Genomic DNA, 25,498 nt, shown 5'->3' with positions numbered 1-25,498 from the left:
AGACAATGGGCAAACCAACAGGATTCCTGGAATTTACAAGGGAACTGCCGGGCAAAACTCCAGCAACGGAGAGAGTCCAACACTATAACGAATTCGTAGAAAAGTATTCAGAGTCAAAACTGAATGAACAATCTGCACGCTGTATGAACTGTGGCGTACCATTCTGTCACAGTGGTTGTCCTCTGGGCAACGTGATCCCTGAGTTCAACGATGCAGTATATCAGAAAGACTGGAAAGAAGCTTACGAAATACTGACCAGCACCAACAACTTCCCGGAATTTACAGGCCGTATCTGTCCTGCTCCGTGTGAAAGCGCCTGTGTGTTGGGTATCAATCAGCCTCCGGTAGCTATTGAGGAAATTGAGCGCCACATTATTGAAATTGCTTTCGACAAAGGACTGGTACAGGCTAAAACGCCCAGAGTTCGTACCGGCAAAAAGGTAGCGGTGATCGGTTCCGGTCCTGCAGGCCTGGCTGCTGCGGCTCAGCTGAACTATGCCGGTCATAATGTGACTGTATTTGAAAGAGATGATGCTCCCGGTGGTCTGCTCCGTTATGGTATCCCTGACTTCAAACTGGAGAAATGGGTAATAGACCGTCGTGTGAAACTGATGGAAGAAGAGGGTGTGGTGTTCCAGTGTAACGCAAACGTGGGTGTGAATGTGAGTGTGAACGACCTCCTGCGTGAATACAATGCCATTGTACTGGCAGGTGGGTCAACTATTCCCCGTGACCTGAGTATTCCCGGCCGTCAGCTGCACGGCGTACATTATGCGATGGATTTCCTGAAGCAACAGAACAAGCGTGTAAGCGACCGTCCTGTATCCGGTAATGATATCCTTGCAACTGGCAAGAATGTTGTTGTAATAGGCGGCGGTGATACAGGTTCTGACTGTGTAGGTACTTCCAACCGTCATGGAGCAATAAGTGTAACCCAGCTGGAATTGCTGCCAAAACCTCCCGGAGAGCGTACGCCATATATGCCATGGCCTACCTATCCTATGGTGTTGAAAACATCCTCTTCACATGAAGAAGGCGCAGCCCGCCAATGGGCAATTGGCACCAAGGAATTTGTCGGTGATGAAAATGGTAACCTGAAAGGGTTGAAAATAGTGAACCTCGAATGGGCGCTGGGGCCTGATGGCAGACCAGGTGGCTTCAAAGAAGTTCCCGACAGCGAACAGGTAATCCCTTGTGAACAAGCCTTCCTGGCAATGGGTTTCTTACATCCTCAACATACCGGCCTGCTGGACGAATTGGGTGTGGAAAAAGATGAACGCGGCAATGTGAAAGCTGGTGAGAGAGCCTTCCAGACTACCATACCAAAAGTATTTGCCGCCGGTGATATGCGCCGCGGACAATCCCTGGTGGTATGGGCTATCAGTGAAGGTCGTGAGTGCGCCAGAAAAGTGGATGAATTCCTGATGGGCGCATCACAGCTGGAAAGTAAAGATGATTCGCTGCAAGCACTGGCCGTTTAAGAACGCCAATGCTGCAGAGAACTAAAAATATCAAAGAGTCTCATAAGCAGGTTTAGATTTTGTTGTAACCTTCAGCCGGGCCGGGTTTTTACCCGGCCTTTTGCTTGCGTGCAAATATTGACTAGTGTTTTTGGTATATATTTACAATATTTTTTATCCCTAAAATCCCTATGAGAGCACTTTTACTGTCACTGATAGCTGGCCTGTTCCTGCTGCCGGCTTATGCCCAGAAAAAAATCACGCTGCGTTCTTTCGACAAAAAACTGGATAGTGTCAAACACTATCAAAAGATCCTCATTGTAGGAGAAGGAGGGATGCAGGCACGTATGTACATGGACAACCTCTCTGTTGAATTGATCAAAGAACTCAAATCCCAGAACATCGAATGTAAATATGAATACCTGGGAGATCACCATAAAGTAGATACGGACCTTGCGCTGAAGAAAGCCGAAGCCTGGCCACATGATGCGGTACTCCGGTTTTCACCATTGACGGCATTTGAAAGAGACGCGGCCCGTCTTAACAACTTTGAGCCGGTTACTTCGAACATCCAGCAGTTCCTGGTGAATGATTTTGATATTACCCTAAACGAAGGAACTGAGACAATATGGTCTGCACGATTGCAGACAACTATTGAATTTGGAAAACTGACTGTTTACAAAAGGATCCGCAAGGTGATCCTCGATGACATGGAGAAGCAGAACGTACTGCCACACTGATCTTCCACCCGAAAAACAGTACATTTGTAGTCTTATGAGGCAGTTGGTACTTTCTATCATGTTATGCACAGGCCTTGTGCAATTTACATCCGCCCAGGTTGGCACTTCAGTCTACGATACCCACCTATACAAAAAAGGTATCTATAAAACTTTCCAGGAGTTCAGGGCAAACAATCCCTCCGTTACCGGAACAATTACCGTGAAAAACAAGACTCCTGCTGCACAGGTATACCTGCTGTCGGCTCCCAACGAGCTGAATCTGGTAGACTCTACCGGCAAAGAACAGAAAGTGAAAAAATACTGGGGGTATTCAGACGGCATCTCCATCTACATCAAAGACAACGGACTGAATAAGCTGGAAGAGATCGGGTACTATTGCCTGTATCGCATCCATTCCATCACTTCCGCTACACCCAACAGGGCAACGGGAGGTATGGTCTTCGAAAATACGCCTCCGCAGACGGCCGATAAGCGGGTACTGAATCTGATAACGGGAGATGTGTACGACCTGACGATGTTCAATATGCGCAAGTATATACTTAGCCAGGATACTGCATTACTGCGGGAATTCAACGAAGACAAGCAGAACAAGAATAAACTGATATATTATATCCAGAAGTTCAACCAGCGGAACACCCCATCCTGGTAATATAAATATCCGGCATTTTATTTCAAAGTCCTGTCTATGACGGGACTTTTTTTATACCTTCCAATTCAGCAGGTATAGTATTTGTTTGTTTAACCGTGTAAGCATACGTACCCTAAAGCGTTTTATTTCAGTAAATTACTATATAAGTAACCTTTTTCATAGTGACAGAACCATCTACAAAGGAAGAAATACATCATGGTCGTCCCTGGTGGCGATGGTTATTGTGGGGACTTGTTGTCATCCTGGCGCTCCCTGTAATGGTGGTGTTACTTTTACAACTGGCCCCTGTGCAGGACTATATTCGCCGGCAGGGAGAGTTGTATCTGCAAAAGAAACTCCATACACAGGTACGTATCGGGTATCTTCGTGCGCGTGGATGGCGATATCTGGAACTGAAGAATGTATATGTTGCAGATAAGGCCTCAAAGACATTGCTATTTTCCGGTTCATTAAAGGTGAGGTACAATTTGTTGGCTTTTATCAACAATGAGTTGCGTATCAATGGCCTGGAATGGGATTCTGTACTCGTCAATGTTTACCGCAACCAGGGAGATAGCACCTATAACTATCAATTTATCCTGGATGCCTTTGTCTCTAAAAAGACCGAACCCGATACCCTTGCTGAAGAGACAGGCACATCACTTCAATACCGTATTAAAGACGTTACCTTCCGGCAGGTACGGCTTCGTTTCGCTGACGCGGAGGGAGGTATGACTGCCATTGTTCATTTCCGTGAATTACATGTTGATCCGGATGACCTGTTGCTGGACGAGGGATTATACACTTTCCGGGGTATTGAACTGGACGGGCTCAAAGGCCTTTACACACAATCATACCGTCCGAAAACGCTGACTAATGCGGTCCCTCCGCCCATACCTGCAGATACCACAGGTACTCCATTTCACCTGTTGTTAAAAAAACTGCGTATCAAAAACAGTGCGTTCTTATATGCGGATGAGACCAGTGGTCTTTCCACTGTATGGCGTATCAGTGATTTTCAATTGGTGAACTCAAGTATTGACCTGGATTCTACCCTGGTGCAGATAGGAGACATGAAGATCGGTAAGACAGCCGGTTCATTTACCTTGTCATCACCGAAAGATACTTCCTCTCCAATACCCATCGACAGCCTTCCCAATACATGGAAAGTGCTGGCCACCAAAGCAGAGCTGGAGCACCTGGATTTCAAATTTGACAATAACGCGGCGCCGCCGGCAAGAGGAGCGGGGAATGATCCGGATTATAATCATCTCCTTCTTTACAATCTCAGTACCTCCCTGTCCAATATTCTTTATAAACCAGACACGATCAGCGCTGTACTTAAAAAACTGGAAACCAAAGAGAAATCTGGTTTTGCGGTGAAAGAGGCACGTTTCAATGTATTGTTCACTCCCCAGTCCCTGGCTCTGCAGAACATGTTCCTTGAAACAAATAGGAGTCTGCTTAGAAAGCAGATTGCGGTAACTGTGCCTTCATGGTCTTCGCTGTCTGAGAAGACTATGGATCTCTTACAGCTCCGCGCCAATATTGATTCTTCCCATATCTCCCTGGGAGAGTGGCTGCCTTTTGTTCCGGAGTCACGCAGAAATCCGGCAATGAAGCCGCTGTGGAACAAGGAGCTGGATATAACAGCGATATTGAAAGGCAGCCTGGGAAAATTAATCATAGAAACATTGCGTGTAGCAGACAACGTTGGCAACCGTATTCAGACAAATGGGGAAATTGAACATGTTACAGATGTGAACCGGTTTTATGCAAATCTGCCCTCTGTATATATTCAATCCGGCAACAAACAACTAAGAGCCTGGTTACCAGCGGGGACTCTGCCCGATACTCCACGGTTGCCAGAGCAGATGCTCATTACAGGTAAGGTGCTTGGGGGCCTGCAGGATCTGAAAACACAACTACAGCTTACCAGCAGTTCGGCCAATGCTCAATTGTCCGCTCACCTGGTGAATATCATGGACAGTATCCGCGCCCGTTATGACGTAACACTGTCTTCTTTCAAAGTAAATCCGGGTATACTACTGTACGATACTACAATGGGCTGGATGAGCGGACGGATGTGGGCTTCCGGGCAAGGGTATACTTTCCCGGGTATGGTTGCACAGGCAGACATTCATCTGGACGCAGCCACTTATAATCGCTATACTTATCATGGTATAGCAATGACGGCAAACATAGACAAACAGCAGTTACAAGCCCAGGGCCAAAGTACTGATACCAGTATAACGCTGGCGTTTGACGTCAATGCTTTATTGAATGACACCAGCGTGCAGTCGTTACAGGCTTCCCTTCAGATGGACAAGGCAGATCTGTATACAACCAACTGGTATAGTGAACCACTGATTCTCAAAGGAAATCTGACAGCGGATTTCAGTAGCCTTGCGCCTCAACGTCTGGTCGGTAACGCCTTTCTTCATAACTGGCAGATTGCCACCAAAGGACAGGTATTTCCTCTGGACACTATTGCTTTCATGGCCAAATATGAGGACCAGCAATACCTTGCACTGGAAGGTCCTTTCGGATTTATCCATGCCAACGGCAATATAGACTATACGAAAGTAGGCGGTGCTTTCGGTCAGTTGATCAACAAACCCTTACAACCCTACGATAGCTCTAGGTTAGTGCAACTGCCTGCCGGACAAAAGCTGATGTGGAATGCCTCCTTAACCTGGCCACGTAGCCTCCGGAATATGGCGCCGAGCCTTCGGATGGAATACCCATTGCTTATTGACGGACGTTTGAACACTGATAGTAGCCTCCTTATATTGAACGCCAATCTGCTCAAATTGTCCTATGACTCCATACGTGTGGATAGCATAAAGCTGGCAGCACAGATACTGGATACCTCACTGAATGCAACAGTGGACCTTGCCAGATTATATCACAAGATCACTCCGCTGAATCATACACAATTAAAAGCCAATGCTGTAGGTGGTAAGCTGGAATGGGACCTGTTGGCGGATGATATCAAACGTAGACCAAAATATAAAGCGGGTGGATATGTTACCTTCCTTCCTGCGAATGCCATGGAGCTTTCTCTGAAGACCGCCCTCTTATTGAACAAGCAACAATGGAAAGTAGATGAGAATAACCGCATCCATCTAATCAATGGAGTTCCGGATACGGCACAACTGACACTATCTTATCAAAACCAATCCATACAGGTGCAGACATTGAGAGACGATAGTCCCGGGAAGTTACCGCCATTAAAAATCAGCATCAAAGATTTCAAATTATCTACTATCACGGCATTATTGTCATCCGATACGTTATTGGCCGATGGATTACTGAATGCAGAGGCGCTGGCTAGTAATCTGGATAGTTCTCCGTCTATAAAGAGCTCTTTAAAAATAGATTCCCTTGTTTTCAGAGGGACGTCTGTGGGGACACTGGACGCAAATATAGAAACACCACAGGCCAACCAATATAAACTTGCCGCTAATCTCACTGGCAATCAGAACGATGTGAAGGTGGAAGGAACGTATAATGCTGATACTACTATCAATGCGACTGTGGATATCAACAACATCAACATGGCGTCTCTCGAAGCCTTTACTTTCGGGAATGTGACACGTATGCACGGCAGCGCAGATGGACAGTTCACCATTACCGGCACTACCGACAAGCCAAAGGTATTGGGCACCCTCCATTTCAATGATGCTGGCGGCACTATTACCTATGTTGGCGCCCATCTACGCCTGCCGGATGAAACCCTCACTATGGACGAGAAGGGGATTGCATTTAACCAATTCGTTGTGGCCGACAGTCTTGACAATGAACTGGTTGTAGACGGACGTATTAATACACCGGATTTCAGCAAGTATAATTTCAATCTCGATATCAATTCAGACAACTTTATGATATTGGGAGAACAACAGGATCCCAAGCAATTATATTATGGTCCGGCGTTTGTAGATGCCCGTATCAGAGTACGTGGTAATCTTGATTTGCCCAGGATAGATGCCAGTGTGAAACTCAGGGACAAATCCAAAATTACCGTTACCCTGCCTTCTGAAGAACCCGGAATCGCAAACAGGGAAGGGGTTATTGTATTTGTTGATAAGTCCAATCCTGTGGACTCAAGTCTCTTTAAAGCTGTAGACAGTACCCGATTCGAGAATCCACGTCTTAAAGGCATCAACTTTTCCGGAAATATGGAGGTCACACCGGAATCCATTATTAAGATTATCATCGATCCTGTAAACGGCGATTTCGTAGAGGCACAGGGAACGGCCAATATTAATGCTACCCTGGATGCCAGCAGTAAAATGACCCTTACCGGACGGTATGAGATAAGCGAGGGAAAGTATGAAATGTCCCTTAATCAGCTGATCAAACGTTCCTTCAGTATAGAGAAGGGTAGTACCATTACTTTCAGCGGAGAGGCCATGGAAGCAGACCTGAACATTACCGCCAAATATACCGTCAATGCAGCAGCGGCCGACCTGGTACAAGACCAGCTGACCAACCTGTCGGAAACCGACAGGAACAGGTACCGCCAAAAATTACCCTTCTATGTATACCTGCATATCAAAGGGCAGATGATGAAACCGGAAATTTCCTTTGAGCTGGACATGCCGGAGGCAGAACAGAATGCCTTTAGCGGAAGTGTATATAACCGCATCAAGCAGATCAACCAGATCCCCTCTGAATTAAATAAACAGGTGATGGGATTGCTCGTACTCAATAGCTTCATTCCTGATGATCCCTTGGCGGGCGACGGCGGCAGTGGCGATTTTGGCGTACGTAATATGGCGCGCCAGAGTGTAAGTAAGATCCTTTCACAACAGTTAAACAACCTGGCGGGCAATCTTATTAAAGGTATAGACCTGAATTTCGATGTAGAATCCAGAGAAGATTATTCCTCCGGTTCGGCGCAGGAAACCACCAATCTGAAAGTAGGCGCCTCCAAAAAATTGTTCAATGAACGACTCTCCGTTTCTGTTGGCTCCAACGTGATGTTGCAGGGAGAGAACCAGGCAAACCCGTCGTCTCTGGTGGGTGATATTTCTGTGGAGTACAAACTGACAAAAGATGGCCGTTACCGGGTGAGGGTATATCAGCGCAATGATAACAGTACCGTTATTGAAGGCCAGGTAGTGGAAACGGGAGTTGCTTTTGCGCTTATTATGGACTATGACGAATTCCGTGAGATATTCCACCGTGTTAAATCCCAGGAGAAAAAGAAAAAACTCCGTAATAAGAAGAAAACTGTCAGCAACAAAACAAAATGATCAGAAGAAACCAGTATATATCGTTCACTGTTATTACAGCGCTTCTTGCTTTGTGCATAAGTGCCTGTAGTAGCACGAAATCTGTCCCCGAAAACGACCGGTTATATACTGGCACAAAAATAAAATGGGATGGGAGAAAGCCCAGAGACTACGGTACCCTCTCCGCCGGAATGGATAGCAGAACAAGGCCGAAGCCTAACCGGAAATTTGCCGGCATGCCCATCAGGCTCTGGTTGTATAATCTTGGCAAGGAGCCCAAAGGCAAGGGATTGAATTATCTGTTAAGGCGTAAATGGGGGGAGCCCCCTGTCTTGCTGAGCATTGCAAAACCTGATTATACGGCTGATGTGCTGGAACAATATCTTGTAGACAATGGCTTTTTTCAGGCAGATGTAGTATCAGAAGTCAGGTATCATGGAAAGAAAAAAGCATCTATTACCTACACTGCTACCCCTAACCACAGATACCGTATCAAAAGCCTTACTTATGAAACGGATAGCACTGACCTTGGTAAAGCCATTGCTGCAGCACAAAAGGGCAGTTCTCTCAAACTCAAACGTCCATTCCGGTTAGACAGTGTAGTGGCAGAACGTCAACGTGTACATAATATTTTAAAGGAACAAGGTTATTATTACTTTACGCCTGACCACCTGCTCGTGGAAGTAGACAGCACCAACAATGGCATGGTGGACCTTTATCTCAGGATGAAAGATGAAACCCCATTACCAGCACGTAAGCGGTACAGGATGAAGAACATCACCCTGTATCCGAATTACTCCCTGGACAATGATTCCCTCTCCCGGAGAGGTAAACCCGATACATTTCAACATATCAGAATTATCGATTCTACTCACAAATTCAGGCCCAGTGTGCTTGCACGCTCAGTATTCCTGAAGCCGGATAGTCTATATACACTCAGTGCGCACAATACCACCCTGCACCGGCTGACAGATCTGGGTACCTTTAAATTTGTGAAGGGACAATTCCGGCCAGCGAGAGGCGACAGTTCCAGGTTAAACGCCACCTTTTTTTTGACGCCTTATCCCCGGAGAAGTTTATCTGCTGAATTAAGAGGTACTTCCAAATCCAACAACTTTGTCGGTTCTGAAGTACGGATCACGTCCCGCAATCGTAACTGGCTGCATGCGGCAAACCTGTTTGAAATCACTTTATCCGGTGGTGTGGAATGGCAGGTGGGGGGAACACAGACTGCAAATAATACCACTTTAAAAGGAGGTAATTCATACAATTTCAAGGCGGAAGCTGCTGTTACTATTCCAAAGTTCTGGCAACCGCTATTCAATTTCAATGTAAAGACGCCCTATGTACCACGTACGCGTATCAGCTTAAGTTATGAACTGTTCAGCCGCAGTCAGTTATACAATCTGAACGCATATTCTTTCCAATTTCAGTACATCTGGCGTCAGACGCAGCACCTGGAACACAAATGGTCTCCTATTGCCATTACATATGTGCTGCCTACGAGTACTACCCCCGGTTATGACAGCATTTTACGGAATGATCCCAGTCAGCGGGCAGCTATTGAAAAGCAGTTCATCCTGGGGGGAAACTACAACATCACCTACAATAACCAGTCTGATAACAGAGAACATAGCTTTTATCTGAGTGGAGATCTTGACTATTCCGGCAACCTGGCCGGGATTGTTATACCTAAAAAAGATACTGCAAGAACGCTGTTCCGGACTCCGTTCGCGCAGTATGTACGACTGACGGGAGATATAAGGCATTATTGGAAACTTACCCGAAAGCTGACATGGGTAAACCGTTTATATGCCGGTTTTGGTATCCCTTATGGCAATTCAACCACCTTACCATTTGTAAAACAATATTTTATAGGTGGTAGCAGTAGCCTTCGTGGATTCCGTGCCAGAACACTGGGGCCCGGAACATATAAGGATACCACCAGCCGGTTTCTAGCCAATGAAGCCGGTGACATCAAGCTGGAATATAACTCTGAAATACGTGCACGTCTTACCGGTATCTTTAATACGGCCGTTTTCCTGGATGCAGGTAATATCTGGCTGAAGCAGGAGGTGCCTTCCAAACCAGGTAGTAAGTTCAAAACCAGTTCCTTCGGGAGCCAGATAGCAGTGGATGCAGGTGTTGGTTTACGTATAGACGCGTCTATTATCGTAGTAAGGCTTGACCTGGCATTTCCGTTACGTAAGCCATGGTTACCTTCCAGTGAGAGATGGGTAATAAAAGATATTAACTTTGGCGATCCTGACTGGCGCAAGGAGAATCTTATATTAAATATAGCGATTGGATATCCTTTCTGATTTTTTTACCTTGGGCCGGCGAAACCCCGCCCTATAAAAACCAGACCTATGATAACAAGAAACTATACAAACCTATTAGTAGTTGTACTCTGCAGCTTGCTTTGCTTTTCATCCTGCAGCAGGAAGATCACCGAAAACGGAAAAGCATCCTATTATGCCGACAAGTTTGAAGGTCGTAAAACTGCCAGTGGAGAAACCTACAGAGGGGGTGGATTAACGGCAGCACACCGCACATTGCCGTTTGGAACCAAAGTAAAAGTCTTAAATATCTCCAATGGCAAGTCCGTAACAGTACGGATCAACGATCGTGGCCCTTTTTCACAGGGAAGGGTTATCGATCTTTCCAAAAAAGCAGCCAAACGCATTGGCATGCTAACCACTGGCGTGGCAGTAGTGGAAATAAAGTATAAGAAGAAGAAAAAATAAGCTGATTACCATGATAAAGAAAAGCGCTCGCTGTTGACAAGGAGCGCTTTTTTGTTAGGATCACTATCTACTGCAACAAAAACAATTCCTACGCACCGAAACCCATATTATGGCCACCATATAGACCATCTTTCCTTGATATTCAATTTATCTTTTGTACATTTTTTTACTCATAGTTAGGCCAACAATACTCATTTATCTCACATTTCTATGGTATTTGGCTTATTTTTTTTGGAATTATTATGGTTGTATTGTTATTTGCACCGCAATCAGTTTTACCATATTCTCATGGAAAAAACACTATTTGCTATGAGCGTCTGAGAATGCATGTTTTTAATCCGAGGTCTGCTGCCATGGTAAATAGGAGCTAGTGTAAGGTGAGAGAAAGCTGAATAATTGTTATATATCCAATCTCTATTAATTCCCTTTTTTGTACAGTACTTTTTGCCCCGTAACGTTTACGGAGTCGAGTTTGTATGGCCTGTTGTTGACCACAACATTATTGAAACATTGTCTTCCATATCCTAGTCTTAAATAGCCAATCTGCTGCCGGTGATATTCTTCGCCGGCAGTCCTTATTTTATCTAGTTCTCCCAGCTACCGTATTTAATGCTCCGTTCTGTTGTAACAATGTGTATATATAACTGGCTCTGAATTGCTGCCCACTGATATTGTACAATGGGTCATGGCTACCGGCGGAATCCATCTGTGCATCGGAAGAAATATATAAGGGATGTACCGCATTCCTGGCAAAAACACTGGATGCTGCGGGGTCGAGTATATATTGTTCCTTATCATAGGGAATGCTCAGAGCCTCCCTGGATAATTTAAGGTTCACCGAGAGGTGGTTTATATATTCTGTGATAAAGGACTGCCTGTCAAAGGTTTCCGTCTGGCCCAGCTCCAGACGCCTGTGGGCAGCCGTCATTAAGTCATTTGTATACTGTACTAATGCTGGATTATAAATATTGACACGGTCTGCATATAAATTCCAGACACGCTCAAGTCCATCCAATGCGGCGGCTGTTTCTTTCAGGCTTTGACCCGCCTGGGGAGAATCAAATCCGCTAAGCGACATTGCCATAATCCTGACAAGTTCCAGTCTCATCGCATCAAATAATTGTGCATCTGTTGGCAGGGGTCTGGATTCCACCTGAGACAAGCTGTTCACAGCAGCCACCAACCTGCGTGCTTCTATATAAGCAGCCTGTGTATCAGCTGTTTGCAGGGATGGATACAATAAATGTTCAAGTGCCTGAAATGCCTGCTTGTTATTACCTGTTGTAGTATCATCGGCTCTACCGTTAATAAGCTGTACAGTGTATGGGCTGAAATATTCTGCGAAAACCTCGATTTTTTTATAGGCAAGTCTTGATTCACAGAACGCCTGCTGTACATATGCAGAGGACTGATGAGTAGCAAGCACGGTGCACAAGTTTTCTACCTTCATCCTGAGATTTCCCACGGCGGGTTGATACCAGGTAAGTACATTTTTCTCTGCAGCTATTTTACTACGGGTTGACTCGCAAATGCTATAGCCACAAATGATCAGGAGAAGGATAGCTATTACAAAAATTAATGCGCGCATAGATCAGTTATTAAAAAAGCATTTCTAATTTTACCTATATAAACTGATGGCAACATAATAATGCATTGTGTAACCGCATGAGTTGGCGGACAGGCGGAGCAATTGTCCCTGAAGACAATTATTATGTGAACAGTTGCAGGTGGTTAATCAGTCCAAGTTAATCATCAGTTGTTAATTCCTCGTTACGCCAATTTTAAGTTAATTTTAAAATAGTCAGCATAAATCAGCCCACAATGGTTAAGCCGAATCGCATATTGCCCATACATGATGTACTTGAAACACTGAATCCTTTTAAAATCAGGAAGCAACGCCTGATGAATTATAATCCGGTAACCGGACCACTTACGCGGAAGCAGTCTGTATGTGAAAAAATAACCATCTTCAACTATGGACATAACCATTTCGAAGAGGAGACAATAATGGGAAACAATGTAGGGTCTATCTTCAAACACATTGATACTAAAAACACTGTGTGGATAAATGTAGATGGAATCAATAAAGAAACCGTACACGATATCTGTATGCGGCTGAACATCCATATTCTGCTTGAGGACGATATTATGAGCGTTGGCCAGCGTGCAAAAATGGATGAGATAGGAGAGCACATGTTCTGTCTTCTTCCAATGTTGTACTTCAATTTAAACACCTGCACAATTGAGCAGGAGCAGGTGAGTATAGTACTGGGAAAAAATTTCGTTATTTCTTTTCAGGAAGACGCGGAAAGGGATGTATTCAATCACATAAGAGACAAACTAAGGATCAATAATTCCCGGATCCGGTCTGTGGGGGCCGACTATCTCTGCTATTCCCTGCTGGACGTTATTGTGGACAGCTACTACAGTATCATTGAAAAGCTGGGAGAAAGGATAGAATTGATGGAGGATGCTGTACAGCACCAGGCGAATACCCGCGCTCAGGCCAGGATCAACCTCTTGAGAAGGGAGCTGTTACTCTTCAAAAGGGCTGTTGCCCCGGTACGGGACCTGGTGAATGGATTCCTTAAAAGTGACAGTGAGCTGCTGGAAGAACGAACCACAAAGTACTTCAAGGATGTGTATGACCATATCACACAGGCCAATGATCTGGCTGAGAACTACCGTGACGTGATATTAACAGTCCAGGATCTGTACCACACCCAGATCAATCTCAAGATGAATGAGATCATGAAAGTACTGGCGGTAGTAACTACCCTGATGGCGCCGCTGACATTTATAGCGGGTATTTATGGAATGAACTTCGACAATATGCCGGAGCTGCACACGAAGAATGGTTATTATTTTACCATGCTATTCATGTTGATCATGCTGATTGCTATGATTATCCTCTTTAAAAAGAAGAAATGGTTCTGATTATTTCTTTTTATAGATAGGTACGGTGGAGCAGGGTTCTCCATACATCAAACTTTTCACTACAGGGGTCAGCAGACGGGTGATCTCTACATACGCAGCTTCTCCTGCTCCCTGATCGCCACATCCTTTGATAACCACGCGTTTATCAGCATATTCATGCACATCGATAGCCGCCAGGTTTTTCATAAACTGTACCTGGTGTACGTGTTTTTTATTGCCAAAAGCAGCAAAATTAGCTATCGGTGAGAGGTAAGTCATTACGAGCATATATGCCCAGAATGGTATTACAGCATCTGCAGTGCAGATGATCGCTACATTCTTATTGCGGTATTGTTCCCAATCGAGTGACTGAAGTGCCGTCCTGAAATCTTTCTCCTTGAGGATCAATTCCATAAAGAGGTACTGCTTCAGATCAAATTCAACGATTTCTTCTTTTGGATAATAGTCTTCCAGGTCCAGGGTAATCAACCCGCTTTGTGCTACCTTATTTACAATCTCTTCCATAAGCCCGACTTTTTACTATGCAAAGGTACTAAAAGTATCTATGGGATGGCCGGCTGAGGCACCGCTGTGTATCATGACTTAAGCGATGAAAATAAAAGGGGGAAAACAAAAACGCCAGGGGATAAGCCCTGGCGTTTTTTATATTCAGTTATTTGAAGATTTCTTATTCCTTAAAAGAATTTGCTACGGTTATCTTCGATTTTGCTCAGTTTCTTCAGTACTGAGAACAGCTGCTGATCTAAGGCAGAAAGCAGGCTCTGTTCATAAACACGGCTTACGCTTTTTGGATCCTGAGGCTGACCGGAAGGTTGGAAAGCATTTACTTTGATCACGTATACACCTGCATTACCTTCTATAGGAGTAGATACTTTTGCAGTACCCCAGCCCTTATTGAATGCCGCACCTACTACACGTGGTTCAAAACCTAAGCTGGCAACAAACGGAGTTCCGAAAGAGAGATTATCCGCAGTTTGTACTGGCTGGTTAGTTGCTTTCTGCGCAGCATCCAGAGAAGCAGGCGACTGCATTTTTTCAATGATCTGGGCAGCTTTTTTGTTCTTTCTTACCTCAGCTTCTACGGAAGGTCTTACATCTTCCAGGGCAGCGGTACCTTCTGCACGTACTGCTGTCAGTACAGCTACTACATAATTATTATCAAAGGTAAATACGTTACTAACGTCACCTTTTTTAGCATCGTATGCCCAGCGAACCAGTTCACGTGCCTGACCGATACCCGGAATCGTGTGATCCATAGGACGGAGGTTGTCAGCGATACGTTTGTTCAGACCATTCTGTTGAACATTTTTTTCGAATGTTTTCCAGTCACGGTTCTTGGCAGCAAATTCATTTGCTTCAGCATATGCTTTACTATCTGTTTCGCGGCTTGGAGTTACCGGTTTAGCGAGATAAGCAATTTTCACTGCCTGGCCAATATTCTTCTGATCCATGATTTCGATCAGGTGATAACCTGCCAGTGTTTTTACCACACCGATAGTTCCTTTACTTTTTTCCAGCGCGAAATCTTTGAATTCTTTCAGGAAATCAGTGGAAGGTGTTACATCGTATTCACCACCAGTTGGTTTGCTTCTTACATCATCAGTGTATTGTTCTACCAGGGCTTTGAAATCAGCACCACCTCTAACAGCTCTTTCGATACTATCGATACGGGCTTTAGCAATTGAATCAGGTAAACCACCACCTTGCTGGTTCTGAGTAGCCACTAATATATGACGTACTTTAACACTGTCTGGTAATAACTTACGATCGATCATTTTTGCAAAAACGATCAGGTTGTTATCATAATATGGTCCGAACACCGCGCCGTTGGGTAAACTTAACAGGGTGTCTTTCTGAGGAACCATCAATGCACTCTTTGCAACATAGCTATCATAGAAAGGCAGATCAGAGTTGCGGTTGATAAAAGCAGCAACATCGGAGTTGCTGATAGTATCCAGTTCCTGCCTGGCTTCGAACAGCACTTTCAGTGCGGCAGCTGTATCGGCAGCAGAAGGTACTACATTGAAAGAGATATAATCTACTTTGCGGGACTCTTCTGTTTTGAACAGTTCTTTATGGTTAGTAATATAACTATTCAGTTCGCCGTCTGTTAATGTAATAGTGGAGTCAGCGATAGTAGCGTAAGGAACTGACACATAAGAAATAGATGCCAGCTGTCCGTTATCCTGGATCTGCTTTTCAGCTAACCATTTTGGATAATATACCGCTTGTTTGATCAGGGAAAGATATTTTTCAGAAATCCTTGACTGAGCAATGTAATCTTCCAGTTGTAACAGACCAGCACGCCTCTGACCGGTTTTATCCTGGCTGATGCTGGCAAGTACCTGTTGCATAAGGGCACGATCAAATTGTCCTGTCTTTTCGTCAGTAAACTGCTGGGTAACAATCGGGCTCGGATTTTTACCAGTGAACTGATCTTTGATCTCTTCATCTGTTACAGCCAGACCCAGTTTCTGATACTGAGCATCCATAATCTGTTTGCTCAGGAACTGGTTCCAGGCAGATTCACGTGCCTGCTCGGTAAGCTGATCGTTCAGGACATTATTACCCTGACGCATCCGGTCTTCAGTAGTTTTGATCATCTGCTGATAGTCGGAGAATTCGAGTTCTTCACCATTTACTTTACCTACAGTCGTGGAACGGCGAATAAGAGAGTTTTTGCCAAAAAAGGCATCTTGTAACAGGAAGCTGACAATAGCCAGGCAGATCACTACTACGATCACCACGGCATATTTATCCCTGATCTTCTGAATAACTGACATATATTATATAGTCTAAATTTTTTAAGGAAAGCAAAAATAGAATAAAATAACTGTAACTACAAAACAGATTTTATTGCCTCAAACCCAATACAGGAAAGGATTTCGGCCAATTTAGCGGGAAATAGATTTAAGTCTTCATTCACAGGTTATCCACATTTGTCATGATTTTTGTACCAGGTTATATGTTATACCCGGGGATTTTTCAATACGGCTATGGGCCATTATTTCAAGATTTTTACCTTCTTCAGAATATGGGTCTGTTTATTCACATTTTGCGGAAGGCAATTTCTTCATTCACATCAAAGTGTGCACAAAGAATGATGTAAAGCTAAAAAAGCGTTCTTAACCTGATATAACTTTTTAGTTGTAGTTTATCCACATCGACTGTTAAAAAAGCGGTACTATTTGTCCAATATCGTGGTAAAAACCTCACTTCAGGTACCTGAAAACTAATTTTGTTATTTCCGGGGGAAGAGGTCCGGGTCTTCAAAAGTGATTTTTGGGGATTGTTAGCCTCGGCTGTTAACATGTTTTCAATAGGGTGACGTCAAAAAAAATATTCACCGTAAACGATATCCACGGGTGTGGATGAAAGTAGGTTTTTCCAGTACTGTGGCTGATCTTGATTGTTAATTTCCTGTGGATAGCCAACACAAAAAGAATAACAACTACATTTGTACATCGTGGTAAAAATTAGTTTTCACATATTCACAGCCCTAATAGTAGTGGGTTTTTCTTATTTAAATAAATAAACTATATATATAATTATGAAGAGGGAGCTGGAAATTGCAAAAAGCGAACTGCAAAAAAAAGGGTACCTGGATTTGCCGGTCGACGTACGCCTGGATCTCTTTGCAGAAATCGAACGGTTAAAGAAGGAAAAGAATGCGATCGTCCTGGCACATTATTACCAGGAACCCGACATTCAGGATGTGGCCGATTACATCGGGGACAGTCTGGGCTTAAGTCAGCAGGCTGCCAAAACTGATGCAGACATCATTGTTTTTGCCGGTGTGCACTTTATGGCAGAGACAGCCAAGATCCTGAGTCCGCAGAAAAAAGTTTTACTACCGGACCTGAAAGCAGGATGTTCCCTGGCAGATAGTGCACCTCCCGATCTATTCAGAAAATTCAAAGAAAAGCATCCTGACCACCTGGTTATTTCCTACATAAATTGTTCTGCAGGTATCAAAGCACTCAGCGATATCATTTGCACGTCATCTAATGCCGAAAAGATCATCGAAAGCGTCCCCAAGGACCAGCCGATCATTTTTGCCCCCGATAGGAATTTAGGGGCTTATTTGGCCAAAAAAACGGGTAGGGACATGTTACTCTGGAACGGAGCATGTATGGTTCACGAGATCTTCTCCCTGGAAAAGATCACAAAATTGAAGATCCGTCACCCGAAAGCTAAGGTCATAGCCCATCCGGAATGTGAAGCAGCAGTACTTGAGATTGCAGATTACATAGGATCAACCACCGGATTGCTAAAGTTTTCTCAGAAAGATGATGCGCAGGAGTATATTGTTGTGACCGAAACAGGAATTCTTCATCAGATGCAAAAAGAAAATCCGGGTAAAACTTTCATTCCAGCGCCGCCAAATAACGCATGTGCATGTAATGATTGTCCTCATATGAAACTAAACACACTCGAAAAGTTATATCTGTGTATGGAATATGAGGAGCCAGAGATTACGATGAACGAACAATTGAGGATTGCTGCAAAGAAACCTATTGAGAGGATGTTAGAGATCAGCGCACGATACGGATTGTAGTTAATTGATTGATTATGATTAAGTTATAAATTAATAGCGATATAATTTTAGCCCAAAAGGCCCGGTTGTACATCAACCGGGCCTTTTTTATGCTCGTTGAATGGCTTATAGTTGCGATGAAAATTAGATGTTCGGGTGATTGGCAGGACGATTTAAATATAACGCGCTTATATTTGAAGGGCTTATAGTTGCGATAAAAATATTTTCCCTGTGGGGTCCTACGTGAAATTTCCATTCATTCAAAATATAGCGTCTTCATTTTTGAACGCCTTGTGGTAACGATGGAATTCCATATCTGATAATATGGTCAGGTATACTTTATTCTCGACGCTTTAAAATGAAGGCTTTACAGTTACGATAAACGATGTTATCCCGTAGGGGCCTACGGGAAATGGAGCTTTGTCGAAAGTATAAGGCTTTCAAAATTGAAGGGCTTATAGGAGCAACGAAAGTCTCAATTAGATAATAGGGTCGGGTATATGTTATTGTTGCGGCTTTAAAATGAAGGTCTTATAGTTACGACGGGCTGTATTTTGCTGTAGGTACCCACAGAAAATACCGGTTTGTCAAAAATATAAGACCTTCAAAAATGAAGGCCTTATAAATGCGATGAGAAATTGGATCCTGACTATTTACGGGAAGGATAAAATGTAGAGCGCTTCGCGATTTACCAGAAATTAATGAGCTAATTACAATTTTGCTCAAAGACAGCGTGTGGGATTAGGAAAGTCCGCCGTTGCAGAAAATAGTACTTCCGTTGATATAGTTATTAGCCACAACTCCAACAATTGCGTGGGCTATTTCTTCAGCCGTACCAACTCTTCCTACAGCAATTTGTTCTGAAAATTGTTCGAATGTCGCACGTTTATCTGCTTCATTCAAAAAGTTCCACCAGGGAGTGTCTATTACTCCCGGAGAGATTGCGTTCACACGAATTGGTTTGAGATCCTTAGCCAGGATTGGAACCATTACTTCCAGAGCGCCGTTGATGGCAGCCAATCCGGCTGTGCCAGACAGGCGGGCTGTCGTAGAGGATGCTGTAAGAATTGTGATACTTCCATTTTTGCTGAGGTAGGGTAGGGCGGTTTGTATAGTTTGCAGGTAGGGCCAGAATTTTTTCTCAAAACCTTCCCGGAGGTCATCCAATGAGAGTTCCTGAAATAATCCGCCACCTTTTGCACCGCTAAGGGTGATAACCAGATGATCGAATGAGCCGGTTGACGAAAAGAAGTTTGTTAGTTCATTTTTATCGTTACTATCTAATGCTGCCACTTTCAACTCAGGATCGGATACACGAAGTGCGTCTAATTTTTTCTGATCACGTCCTGTTACCGTTACGTCTCCGGTTAACCTGAATAACATTTTTGCAGTAGCCAATCCGATACCTGAGGTGCCGCCGGCAACAACTGCTTTTTGATTGCTAAGATCCTTTGTCATTGTCTGTTTGTTTTACAATGCAAAGTTTCAAAGTTGTTGGTGGGAAAAATTGTTCAAAGAATGCAGATCATTGACCAGATACTGCAGATTCAATTTTATTTTCTTGCTGGCGGTATACAAGGGGAGTCAGCCCGGTCGATTTCTTAAAGAAACGGCTAAAGGCAGCCGGCTCGCTAAAGTTTAACTGATAAGCTATTTCGGCGGCAGACAGGGAAGTGGATCTTAGCAACACTTTGGCTTCCTGTGCCAACATCTCACTAATAGCATCCGAGGCTGTCTTGTTGCTGGCACTTTTTACAGTTCTATTCAGATGATTGGGTGTAACATGAAGCAGTTTTGCATAATCGGCAACTTGTCTGAGAGATAGAAAATGCTCGCCAACCAATTTATAGAACTGAGTTATTAAATAGGAGCTGGTACCTGGATCTGGTGGTGGAGCTGAGAGGTTTTGTCTTTCGTAGCTTCTTTTTGCTGTCAACAACATCAGGTAGAGATACATTTTTATTGCAATGTCCCTACCTGAATTCATTTCCTGCAGCTCCTGATTTATTTTAAGAAGGAGGGACCTTAGTTCTTCTATCTCTGCCTTGTTACATTTGAAAATCTGCTGGCCCGCATAGTTAAGGAATGGAAATTCGTATCCCAGTTTGTTTTGTGAAATCAGGTCCTGGATAAAACTTTCTTCAAATAAGAGGTAATATCCAAATATATCCTGGCTGACATTTGACTTGGCATGTATTTGCCCAGGGATGGAAAAGTTAATTGTGCCTGCGCCAGCTTCAAAGTGTTCCAGGCCGAGTTGTATCCGGAGGGAGCCGTTGATGAGTATTCCAAATCTGAAAAAGCCGGATTTTGCGGGACCATAGTCGGGTATCATTCCATCTGTGGAATAAATTTCGAAGCCTGGAAGTCTTTTATTGTTTGCCAGCTGGTGGTAGCCGAACGGGGAGCTTTGGGTCTTGTCTCTGTGAAGATCTGCGTGTTGAGAGGAGAGGTGATGGGTTGGAATGTTACCAGGTAGTTTCATACTACCAAAAATACGAATGATCCATTATCTGTCAATAGAGGATGGATCATTCGTATTTTGGATTTCAGACTACTTCTTCCACCCATATAAAGTCAGCTTCTGTTTTACGAAGGGAGAGATTATAGCCGGCTACCATGATAGATATTGGATCTCCCAGAGGAGCTATCTTTTCTACTTTTACGGTTTCACCGGGTACGCATCCCATTTCCATTAACTTGATGTGCAGATCATCTTTTTCAAAAGACGTGATAACAGCACTTTTACCTATAGCAAGCGAAGACAATTTAATCACTCCTTTTTTCATCCGTTGTAATTTAATCTTTAATGCCTGGTGCTTTTTTTCAAACTTAGCAGGTGATAAATTGTATATCTTACTAAGGTCGATGTTTGATGGAACAAAGGTACAGGCTGAGTCCCAATCGAACAAAGACAGATGAGGGCGAAACGGAAATTTCACTATATTTTTACATTCTCAATTACTTACAAAACACAGCGCACGGGTTATGGCTATCAATTTTACCGCTCATGAGGTGAAACTAAATCTTAAAAAAAGGACAGGATTAAAGACTTTTATAAAGAATCTGTTTAGCAGGGAAGGGCAGGGACTGCGGAATCTGCATTACGTTTTCTGTACAGATGAATACTTATTGCAGATCAATCAGGAGTTTTTGCAACACGATACCCTTACAGATATAGTAACATTTGAGTTAGGAGAGGACCCTGCGATTACCGAAGGGGAAATATATATAAGTGTAGATAGGGTAAAAGAAAATGCATTGAAGTTTAAAGTTACCGAAGAACATGAACTGCATCGGGTAATTTTTCACGGGGCTTTGCATTTATGTGGATTTAAAGATAAAACTAAAGAACAGTCTGCACTGATGCGGCAGAAAGAGAATGAATACCTGGAACTTTACTTTGGAATAAACTCATAATGTTCCACGTGGAACATTTATTAAACCCCGGGATTAGATACATCCCGGGGTTTTGTTTTTGTATGGCCTCCCAAGCCTGCTGCTTCTATCGGCAAGCAGACCATGATAGCTTTTCCGAGTTCCTAACTAGCCTGCCATGATCTCATTTACCTAATACGCAATCATATGGGAGCCTCATGTTTGTAGCCTGGTTCAAACCGGAGAATTGAGAATACATGTTTTCAATCACAATTAGCAAAGAGCAATGGATCATCCTTTGATATAGCAGCGCTATTGAGAGGGTAGTCATGTTGTATCGGGTATGAATTCCACCATGCCAGGCTGTAGGTATATAATCCCGAACCTTCCCAGATAGGTAAGTCTAAGCGTTTAGGTCCTTCCTCTTTGATAGCTTCTACTACTCTCGGACATTCCATAATAAGGGTTCTCCAGGTCTGTGTTACAGTAACCTCTGGATTAATCCATCAAATGTTAAACTGAATATGGTTCATTATACCTCTGAACCAGGCGTAATTAACGGAGCTTTCTTTACTATAACTCATCTGTAAACTATAGTCTATCCATATATAAGCCATATATAACCCATATCTTTTAAATATGGGTTATATATGGCTTAAATATGGGTTATATATGGGTTATATATGGGTTATCTCAGGGAACGCACTATGGTAGAAGCTTTGCTGAGACGATGTAAATACTGTATTATGTATAGATTTATAAATGAATGGCCTTTATAGTAGATAAATAGGTTATACCTGCTCAAATACAAATTAATGTATGTCTTTGATAGGCTGTACAGCTTAGGCTGATATATGTATCAGGGGCCTGATGATTAGCAGGGGGGACGTGTATTCTTTAGAAATGGATGATTGTTATATGCTTCAGATAGGCTTCATGTATGAAAGTATATTCACTACATGTCCCCGGGGGATCTCCCATATCGGATGGAAGTAACAGTGTTAGTTGATCAGTAGTTATGTGGTTGAGGTGGCTTTATCTGAGATGAGATTACTACTGTTTGTTACACTGCGACTGTTGCGCCATAAGAGTGAAAATAAAGAACGGCTTGCTTGACTTATAGTGTATTAATTAGGATTCAAAGTTCGGCAACCCTGCGATGCCCTTTGGGTTAGAAATGGCAAACCAAGAGATATATTCCCTGATGGTGCTACCTACACTGTTTATTATTAAATGTTGGATGTGTCCGCCTTATAAATGTAGGATACGATTCTGGGATGGAGCGGTATTGATACGGGTAGAATTTTAAGATATATCATGATGAGTAAATGCTGATGGGGACGGAGATAGTACAATTGGGTGGATAGAAAGTGTAATCGATGCTGACTATACGACTCGTTCCCTGGACCGAAGAAGTTCAGCAAGAGAGAAAATAGTATGATTCTTCTTGTGCGTATAAAGGAAGATTAATTGGAGCAGCCTGGAGAATTGATAAGAAATAACTAAAGGGGTACCGAATATCATATAAAGAGGATCTTCCTTTCATTAGATATATTGGCGAACTAGGTGGATTATTCTGGTATATCTCTTTTCAAAAGAGTGGATTGGGTTGACCAATTTCTTCTTTATATTTGGAAGACCGGCTCATTATGGAACATTCTTAAAGATGTTCCACGTGGAACATTATATATCCTTCCTTCTATGTACTTTTGCATTTCTATTTAAACAAAATTATGTTTCCATCTTACGATGTTATTGTGGTAGGCGCCGGACATGCCGGTTGCGAGGCGGCGGCAGCTGCTGCAAATATGGGGTCCAAGGTATTGCTGGTAACCATGAATATGCAAACTATAGCTCAGATGAGTTGCAACCCTGCAATGGGGGGCATCGCCAAAGGTCAGATAGTAAGAGAGATTGATGCCCTGGGTGGATACTCTGGTATAGTTACAGATCAGTCAATGATACAGTTCCGCATGCTGAACCGTTCAAAGGGACCAGCTATGTGGAGTCCTCGTACCCAGAATGACCGTATGCTGTTTGCTGCAAAATGGAGAGAAGCATTGGAGCAAACTCCCAACGTAGACTTTTACCAGGATATGGTAAAGGGACTTTTAGTGAAAGATGGTATTTGTTATGGTGTGGTAACCGGACTCGGTCATGAAATAAAAGCGAAGTCAGTAGTATTAACCAATGGTACTTTCCTGAACGGAGTGATGCATATTGGAGATAAACAATTCGGTGGAGGAAGGGTAGCAGAAAAAGCGGCGACTGGAATTACCGAACAACTTGTTTCTCTTGGCTTCGAAAGTGACCGTTTGAAAACAGGAACGCCTCCAAGAATTGACTCAAGGAGTCTGGACTATTCAAAAATGGAAGAGCAGCCGGGTGATGAAGTGATCACTGGTTTTTCTTTTTTAGATGTCGAAAAGATCAAACCGGAACAACAAAGAAGTTGCCATATCACTTATACCAGTGATAAAGTACACGAAATGCTGAAGACTGGTTTTGACAGATCACCTATGTTTCAGGGAAGGATTCAGGGAGTAGGTCCGAGATACTGTCCAAGTATTGAAGATAAGATCAACCGGTTTGCAGAAAGAGACAGGCACCAACTGTTCGTAGAACCGGAAGGTTGGAATACTGTGGAAATTTATGTCAACGGTTTTTCAACATCACTTCCTGAAGACGTACAATATAAAGCACTGCAGTTGGTACCCGGATTTGAGAATGTTAAAATGTTCCGTCCAGGGTATGCGATAGAGTATGATTACTTTCCACCAACCCAGTTGCAATTCTCGCTGGAAACTAAACAAATCCAGAATTTGTTTTTTGCTGGACAAATCAATGGAACGACTGGTTATGAAGAGGCAGCTTGTCAGGGATTGATGGCAGGTATCAATGCTCATCTGAAAGCAAGTGGTCAGGCGCCATTTGTGTTGAAGAGAAGTGAAGCATACATAGGAGTGTTGATTGACGACCTGATTAATAAAGGTACCGATGAACCTTATCGTATGTTTACTTCGAGAGCTGAATTCAGAACTTTGCTAAGACAGGATAATGCAGACCTCCGTCTGACTGAAAAAAGTTTTGAAATGGGTTTGGCCGGACAGAACAGATTGGATAAAGTGACATTGAAGAAAGAAGGGGTGGAGAAGATAAAAAGTATCCTGAAGGAATTACCGATTGATCCGGAAGAAATAAATCACCTGCTGGCAGAAAAGAATTCTTCACCACTTCCTCAAAGGATGCGTGCCTATCAGATTTTGTTAAGACCTTCTCTGGATATTTTTTCTATGAAGAATAGCGTAGCGAAAATCGGAAAAGCACTTGCAGAATTTAGTGACGAAACTTTGGAGCAGGCAGAGATACAGATCAAGTATGAAGTCTACATCGAAAAAGAAATTGATCTGGTAAAAAGAATGAGCCAGATGGAAGACCTGATTATTCCTGATAGTTTCGATTATTCAAAACTCGTTTCACTAAGTACAGAGGCAAGACAGAAATTTAATAAAATTCGTCCGCGTACATTAGGCCAGGCAAGCAGGATCAGTGGAGTGAATCCAAGTGATGTTCAAATCCTGATGGTGTATATGGGTAGGTAAAAAAAAAGTTATTGAATTGAAAATAAAAAATACATGCTTTCTATGGGCATGTATTTTTTTTGTCTATATTCGTTTGTCGACCAAAATCTGAGGACCCTGAAAAGATGAAAGAGACTGAACCTATGACTCGACTGAAACAATTTTCATCCACGAAGAATTTCTAACGAAGCAGGTTGAAATTTATTTATAGCCAGTTCCACTGATGAGCATTTAGTTTGAGCTATGAATT

Annotated in this window: 17 protein-coding genes; 10 read left to right on the top strand and 7 right to left on the bottom strand. The window is 43.2% G+C overall.

What is annotated here, in order from left to right:
• The first annotated feature begins 5 nt into the window (after positions 1-5).
• From F3I09_RS05860 to F3I09_RS05835, 6 genes are all read left to right on the top strand, one after another.
• Positions 6-1,481 (top strand): glutamate synthase subunit beta, encoded by a 1,476-nt coding sequence (locus F3I09_RS05860; protein ID WP_149694112.1) that lies wholly within the window; start codon positions 6-8, stop codon positions 1,479-1,481.
• A gap of 170 nt (positions 1,482-1,651) precedes the next feature.
• Positions 1,652-2,200 (top strand): hypothetical protein, encoded by a 549-nt coding sequence (locus tag F3I09_RS05855; RefSeq protein WP_149694111.1) that lies wholly within the window; start codon positions 1,652-1,654, stop codon positions 2,198-2,200.
• Between the two features lie 34 nt (positions 2,201-2,234).
• Positions 2,235-2,849, top strand: a complete 615-nt coding sequence (locus F3I09_RS05850; RefSeq protein WP_149694110.1) for a hypothetical protein — start codon at positions 2,235-2,237, stop codon at positions 2,847-2,849.
• Between the two features lie 161 nt (positions 2,850-3,010).
• Positions 3,011-8,089, top strand: coding sequence for a translocation/assembly module TamB domain-containing protein (locus F3I09_RS05845; RefSeq protein ID WP_149694109.1), 5,079 nt, complete (start codon positions 3,011-3,013; stop codon positions 8,087-8,089).
• A 215-nt stretch (positions 8,090-8,304) separates the two neighbouring features.
• On the top strand, positions 8,305-10,389 hold the full coding sequence (locus tag F3I09_RS05840) for a BamA/TamA family outer membrane protein (protein WP_188133704.1): 2,085 nt from the start codon (positions 8,305-8,307) through the stop codon (positions 10,387-10,389).
• 48 nt (positions 10,390-10,437) lie between these two features.
• A complete protein-coding gene (locus tag F3I09_RS05835) occupies positions 10,438-10,815 on the top strand; it encodes a septal ring lytic transglycosylase RlpA family protein (RefSeq protein ID WP_149694107.1) in 378 nt (125 codons plus the stop codon).
• A gap of 580 nt (positions 10,816-11,395) precedes the next feature.
• On the opposite strand, the gene F3I09_RS05830 is transcribed toward F3I09_RS05835, so the two are convergent.
• Positions 11,396-12,403, bottom strand: a complete 1,008-nt coding sequence (locus F3I09_RS05830; protein WP_149694106.1) for a hypothetical protein — start codon at positions 12,401-12,403, stop codon at positions 11,396-11,398.
• 233 nt (positions 12,404-12,636) lie between these two features.
• On the opposite strand from F3I09_RS05830, the gene corA reads away from it, so the two are divergent.
• Positions 12,637-13,752, top strand: coding sequence for a magnesium/cobalt transporter CorA (gene corA, locus F3I09_RS05825; RefSeq protein ID WP_149694105.1), 1,116 nt, complete (start codon positions 12,637-12,639; stop codon positions 13,750-13,752).
• Here the strand turns inward: corA and F3I09_RS05820 are convergent, their stop codons facing one another.
• Together F3I09_RS05820 and F3I09_RS05815 are read right to left on the bottom strand one after the other, a co-directional pair.
• A complete protein-coding gene (locus tag F3I09_RS05820; protein ID WP_149694104.1) occupies positions 13,753-14,256 on the bottom strand; it encodes a DUF2480 family protein in 504 nt (167 codons plus the stop codon). It abuts the gene before it with no gap.
• Positions 14,257-14,426: 170 nt separating this feature from the next.
• Positions 14,427-16,535, bottom strand: coding sequence for a peptidylprolyl isomerase (locus tag F3I09_RS05815; protein ID WP_149694103.1), 2,109 nt, complete (start codon positions 16,533-16,535; stop codon positions 14,427-14,429).
• A gap of 767 nt (positions 16,536-17,302) precedes the next feature.
• Here F3I09_RS05815 and nadA point away from each other — a divergent pair.
• Positions 17,303-18,310, top strand: coding sequence for a quinolinate synthase NadA (gene nadA / locus F3I09_RS05810; protein WP_149694102.1), 1,008 nt, complete (start codon positions 17,303-17,305; stop codon positions 18,308-18,310).
• Positions 18,311-19,030: 720 nt separating this feature from the next.
• Here the strand turns inward: nadA and F3I09_RS05805 are convergent.
• From F3I09_RS05805 to F3I09_RS05795, 3 genes are all read right to left on the bottom strand, one after another.
• Complete coding sequence (locus tag F3I09_RS05805; protein ID WP_149694101.1) at positions 19,031-19,747, bottom strand: SDR family oxidoreductase; 717 nt, start codon at positions 19,745-19,747, stop codon at positions 19,031-19,033.
• A 67-nt stretch (positions 19,748-19,814) separates the two neighbouring features.
• The gene (locus F3I09_RS05800; RefSeq protein WP_149694100.1) at positions 19,815-20,774 is read right to left on the bottom strand and encodes an AraC family transcriptional regulator; all 960 of its coding nucleotides are present in this window, start codon (positions 20,772-20,774) and stop codon (positions 19,815-19,817) included.
• A gap of 64 nt (positions 20,775-20,838) precedes the next feature.
• Positions 20,839-21,078, bottom strand: a complete 240-nt coding sequence (locus F3I09_RS05795; protein ID WP_106600116.1) for a FeoA family protein — start codon at positions 21,076-21,078, stop codon at positions 20,839-20,841.
• Positions 21,079-21,277: 199 nt separating this feature from the next.
• On the opposite strand from F3I09_RS05795, the gene ybeY reads away from it, so the two are divergent.
• Complete coding sequence (gene ybeY, locus F3I09_RS05790; RefSeq protein ID WP_149694099.1) at positions 21,278-21,709, top strand: rRNA maturation RNase YbeY; 432 nt, start codon at positions 21,278-21,280, stop codon at positions 21,707-21,709.
• Between the two features lie 221 nt (positions 21,710-21,930).
• On the opposite strand, the gene F3I09_RS05785 is transcribed toward ybeY, so the two are convergent.
• Positions 21,931-22,125 (bottom strand): hypothetical protein, encoded by a 195-nt coding sequence (locus F3I09_RS05785; protein ID WP_149694098.1) that lies wholly within the window; start codon positions 22,123-22,125, stop codon positions 21,931-21,933.
• 1,275 nt (positions 22,126-23,400) lie between these two features.
• On the opposite strand from F3I09_RS05785, the gene mnmG reads away from it, so the two are divergent.
• Positions 23,401-25,269, top strand: coding sequence for a tRNA uridine-5-carboxymethylaminomethyl(34) synthesis enzyme MnmG (mnmG, locus tag F3I09_RS05780; protein WP_149694097.1), 1,869 nt, complete (start codon positions 23,401-23,403; stop codon positions 25,267-25,269).
• Positions 25,270-25,498 lie beyond the last annotated feature (229 nt).

The organism is Chitinophaga sp. CF418 (assembly GCF_900142925.1).
Classification (GTDB): Bacteria; Bacteroidota; Bacteroidia; order Chitinophagales; family Chitinophagaceae; genus Chitinophaga.
Note: the sequence above shows the minus strand (reverse complement) of the source record. Positions and strands in the feature narration are given on the sequence as shown.

Coding starts and splice junctions, on each gene's coding strand:
- F3I09_RS05855 (WP_149694111.1), top strand. CDS start 1,652: ATGAGAGCACTTTTACTGTCACTGATAGCTGGCCTGTTCCTGCTGCCG.
- F3I09_RS05835 (WP_149694107.1), top strand. CDS start 10,438: ATGATAACAAGAAACTATACAAACCTATTAGTAGTTGTACTCTGCAGC.
- F3I09_RS05840 (WP_188133704.1), top strand. CDS start 8,305: ATGCCCATCAGGCTCTGGTTGTATAATCTTGGCAAGGAGCCCAAAGGC.
- F3I09_RS05820 (WP_149694104.1), bottom strand. CDS start 14,256: ATGGAAGAGATTGTAAATAAGGTAGCACAAAGCGGGTTGATTACCCTG.
- F3I09_RS05800 (WP_149694100.1), bottom strand. CDS start 20,774: ATGAAACTACCTGGTAACATTCCAACCCATCACCTCTCCTCTCAACAC.
- F3I09_RS05860 (WP_149694112.1), top strand. CDS start 6: ATGGGCAAACCAACAGGATTCCTGGAATTTACAAGGGAACTGCCGGGC.
- F3I09_RS05830 (WP_149694106.1), bottom strand. CDS start 12,403: ATGCGCGCATTAATTTTTGTAATAGCTATCCTTCTCCTGATCATTTGT.
- ybeY (WP_149694099.1), top strand. CDS start 21,278: ATGGCTATCAATTTTACCGCTCATGAGGTGAAACTAAATCTTAAAAAA.
- corA (WP_149694105.1), top strand. CDS start 12,637: ATGGTTAAGCCGAATCGCATATTGCCCATACATGATGTACTTGAAACA.
- F3I09_RS05850 (WP_149694110.1), top strand. CDS start 2,235: ATGAGGCAGTTGGTACTTTCTATCATGTTATGCACAGGCCTTGTGCAA.
- F3I09_RS05815 (WP_149694103.1), bottom strand. CDS start 16,535: ATGTCAGTTATTCAGAAGATCAGGGATAAATATGCCGTGGTGATCGTA.
- nadA (WP_149694102.1), top strand. CDS start 17,303: ATGAAGAGGGAGCTGGAAATTGCAAAAAGCGAACTGCAAAAAAAAGGG.
- F3I09_RS05785 (WP_149694098.1), bottom strand. CDS start 22,125: ATGGAATGTCCGAGAGTAGTAGAAGCTATCAAAGAGGAAGGACCTAAA.
- F3I09_RS05795 (WP_106600116.1), bottom strand. CDS start 21,078: ATGAAAAAAGGAGTGATTAAATTGTCTTCGCTTGCTATAGGTAAAAGT.
- mnmG (WP_149694097.1), top strand. CDS start 23,401: ATGTTTCCATCTTACGATGTTATTGTGGTAGGCGCCGGACATGCCGGT.
- F3I09_RS05805 (WP_149694101.1), bottom strand. CDS start 19,747: ATGACAAAGGATCTTAGCAATCAAAAAGCAGTTGTTGCCGGCGGCACC.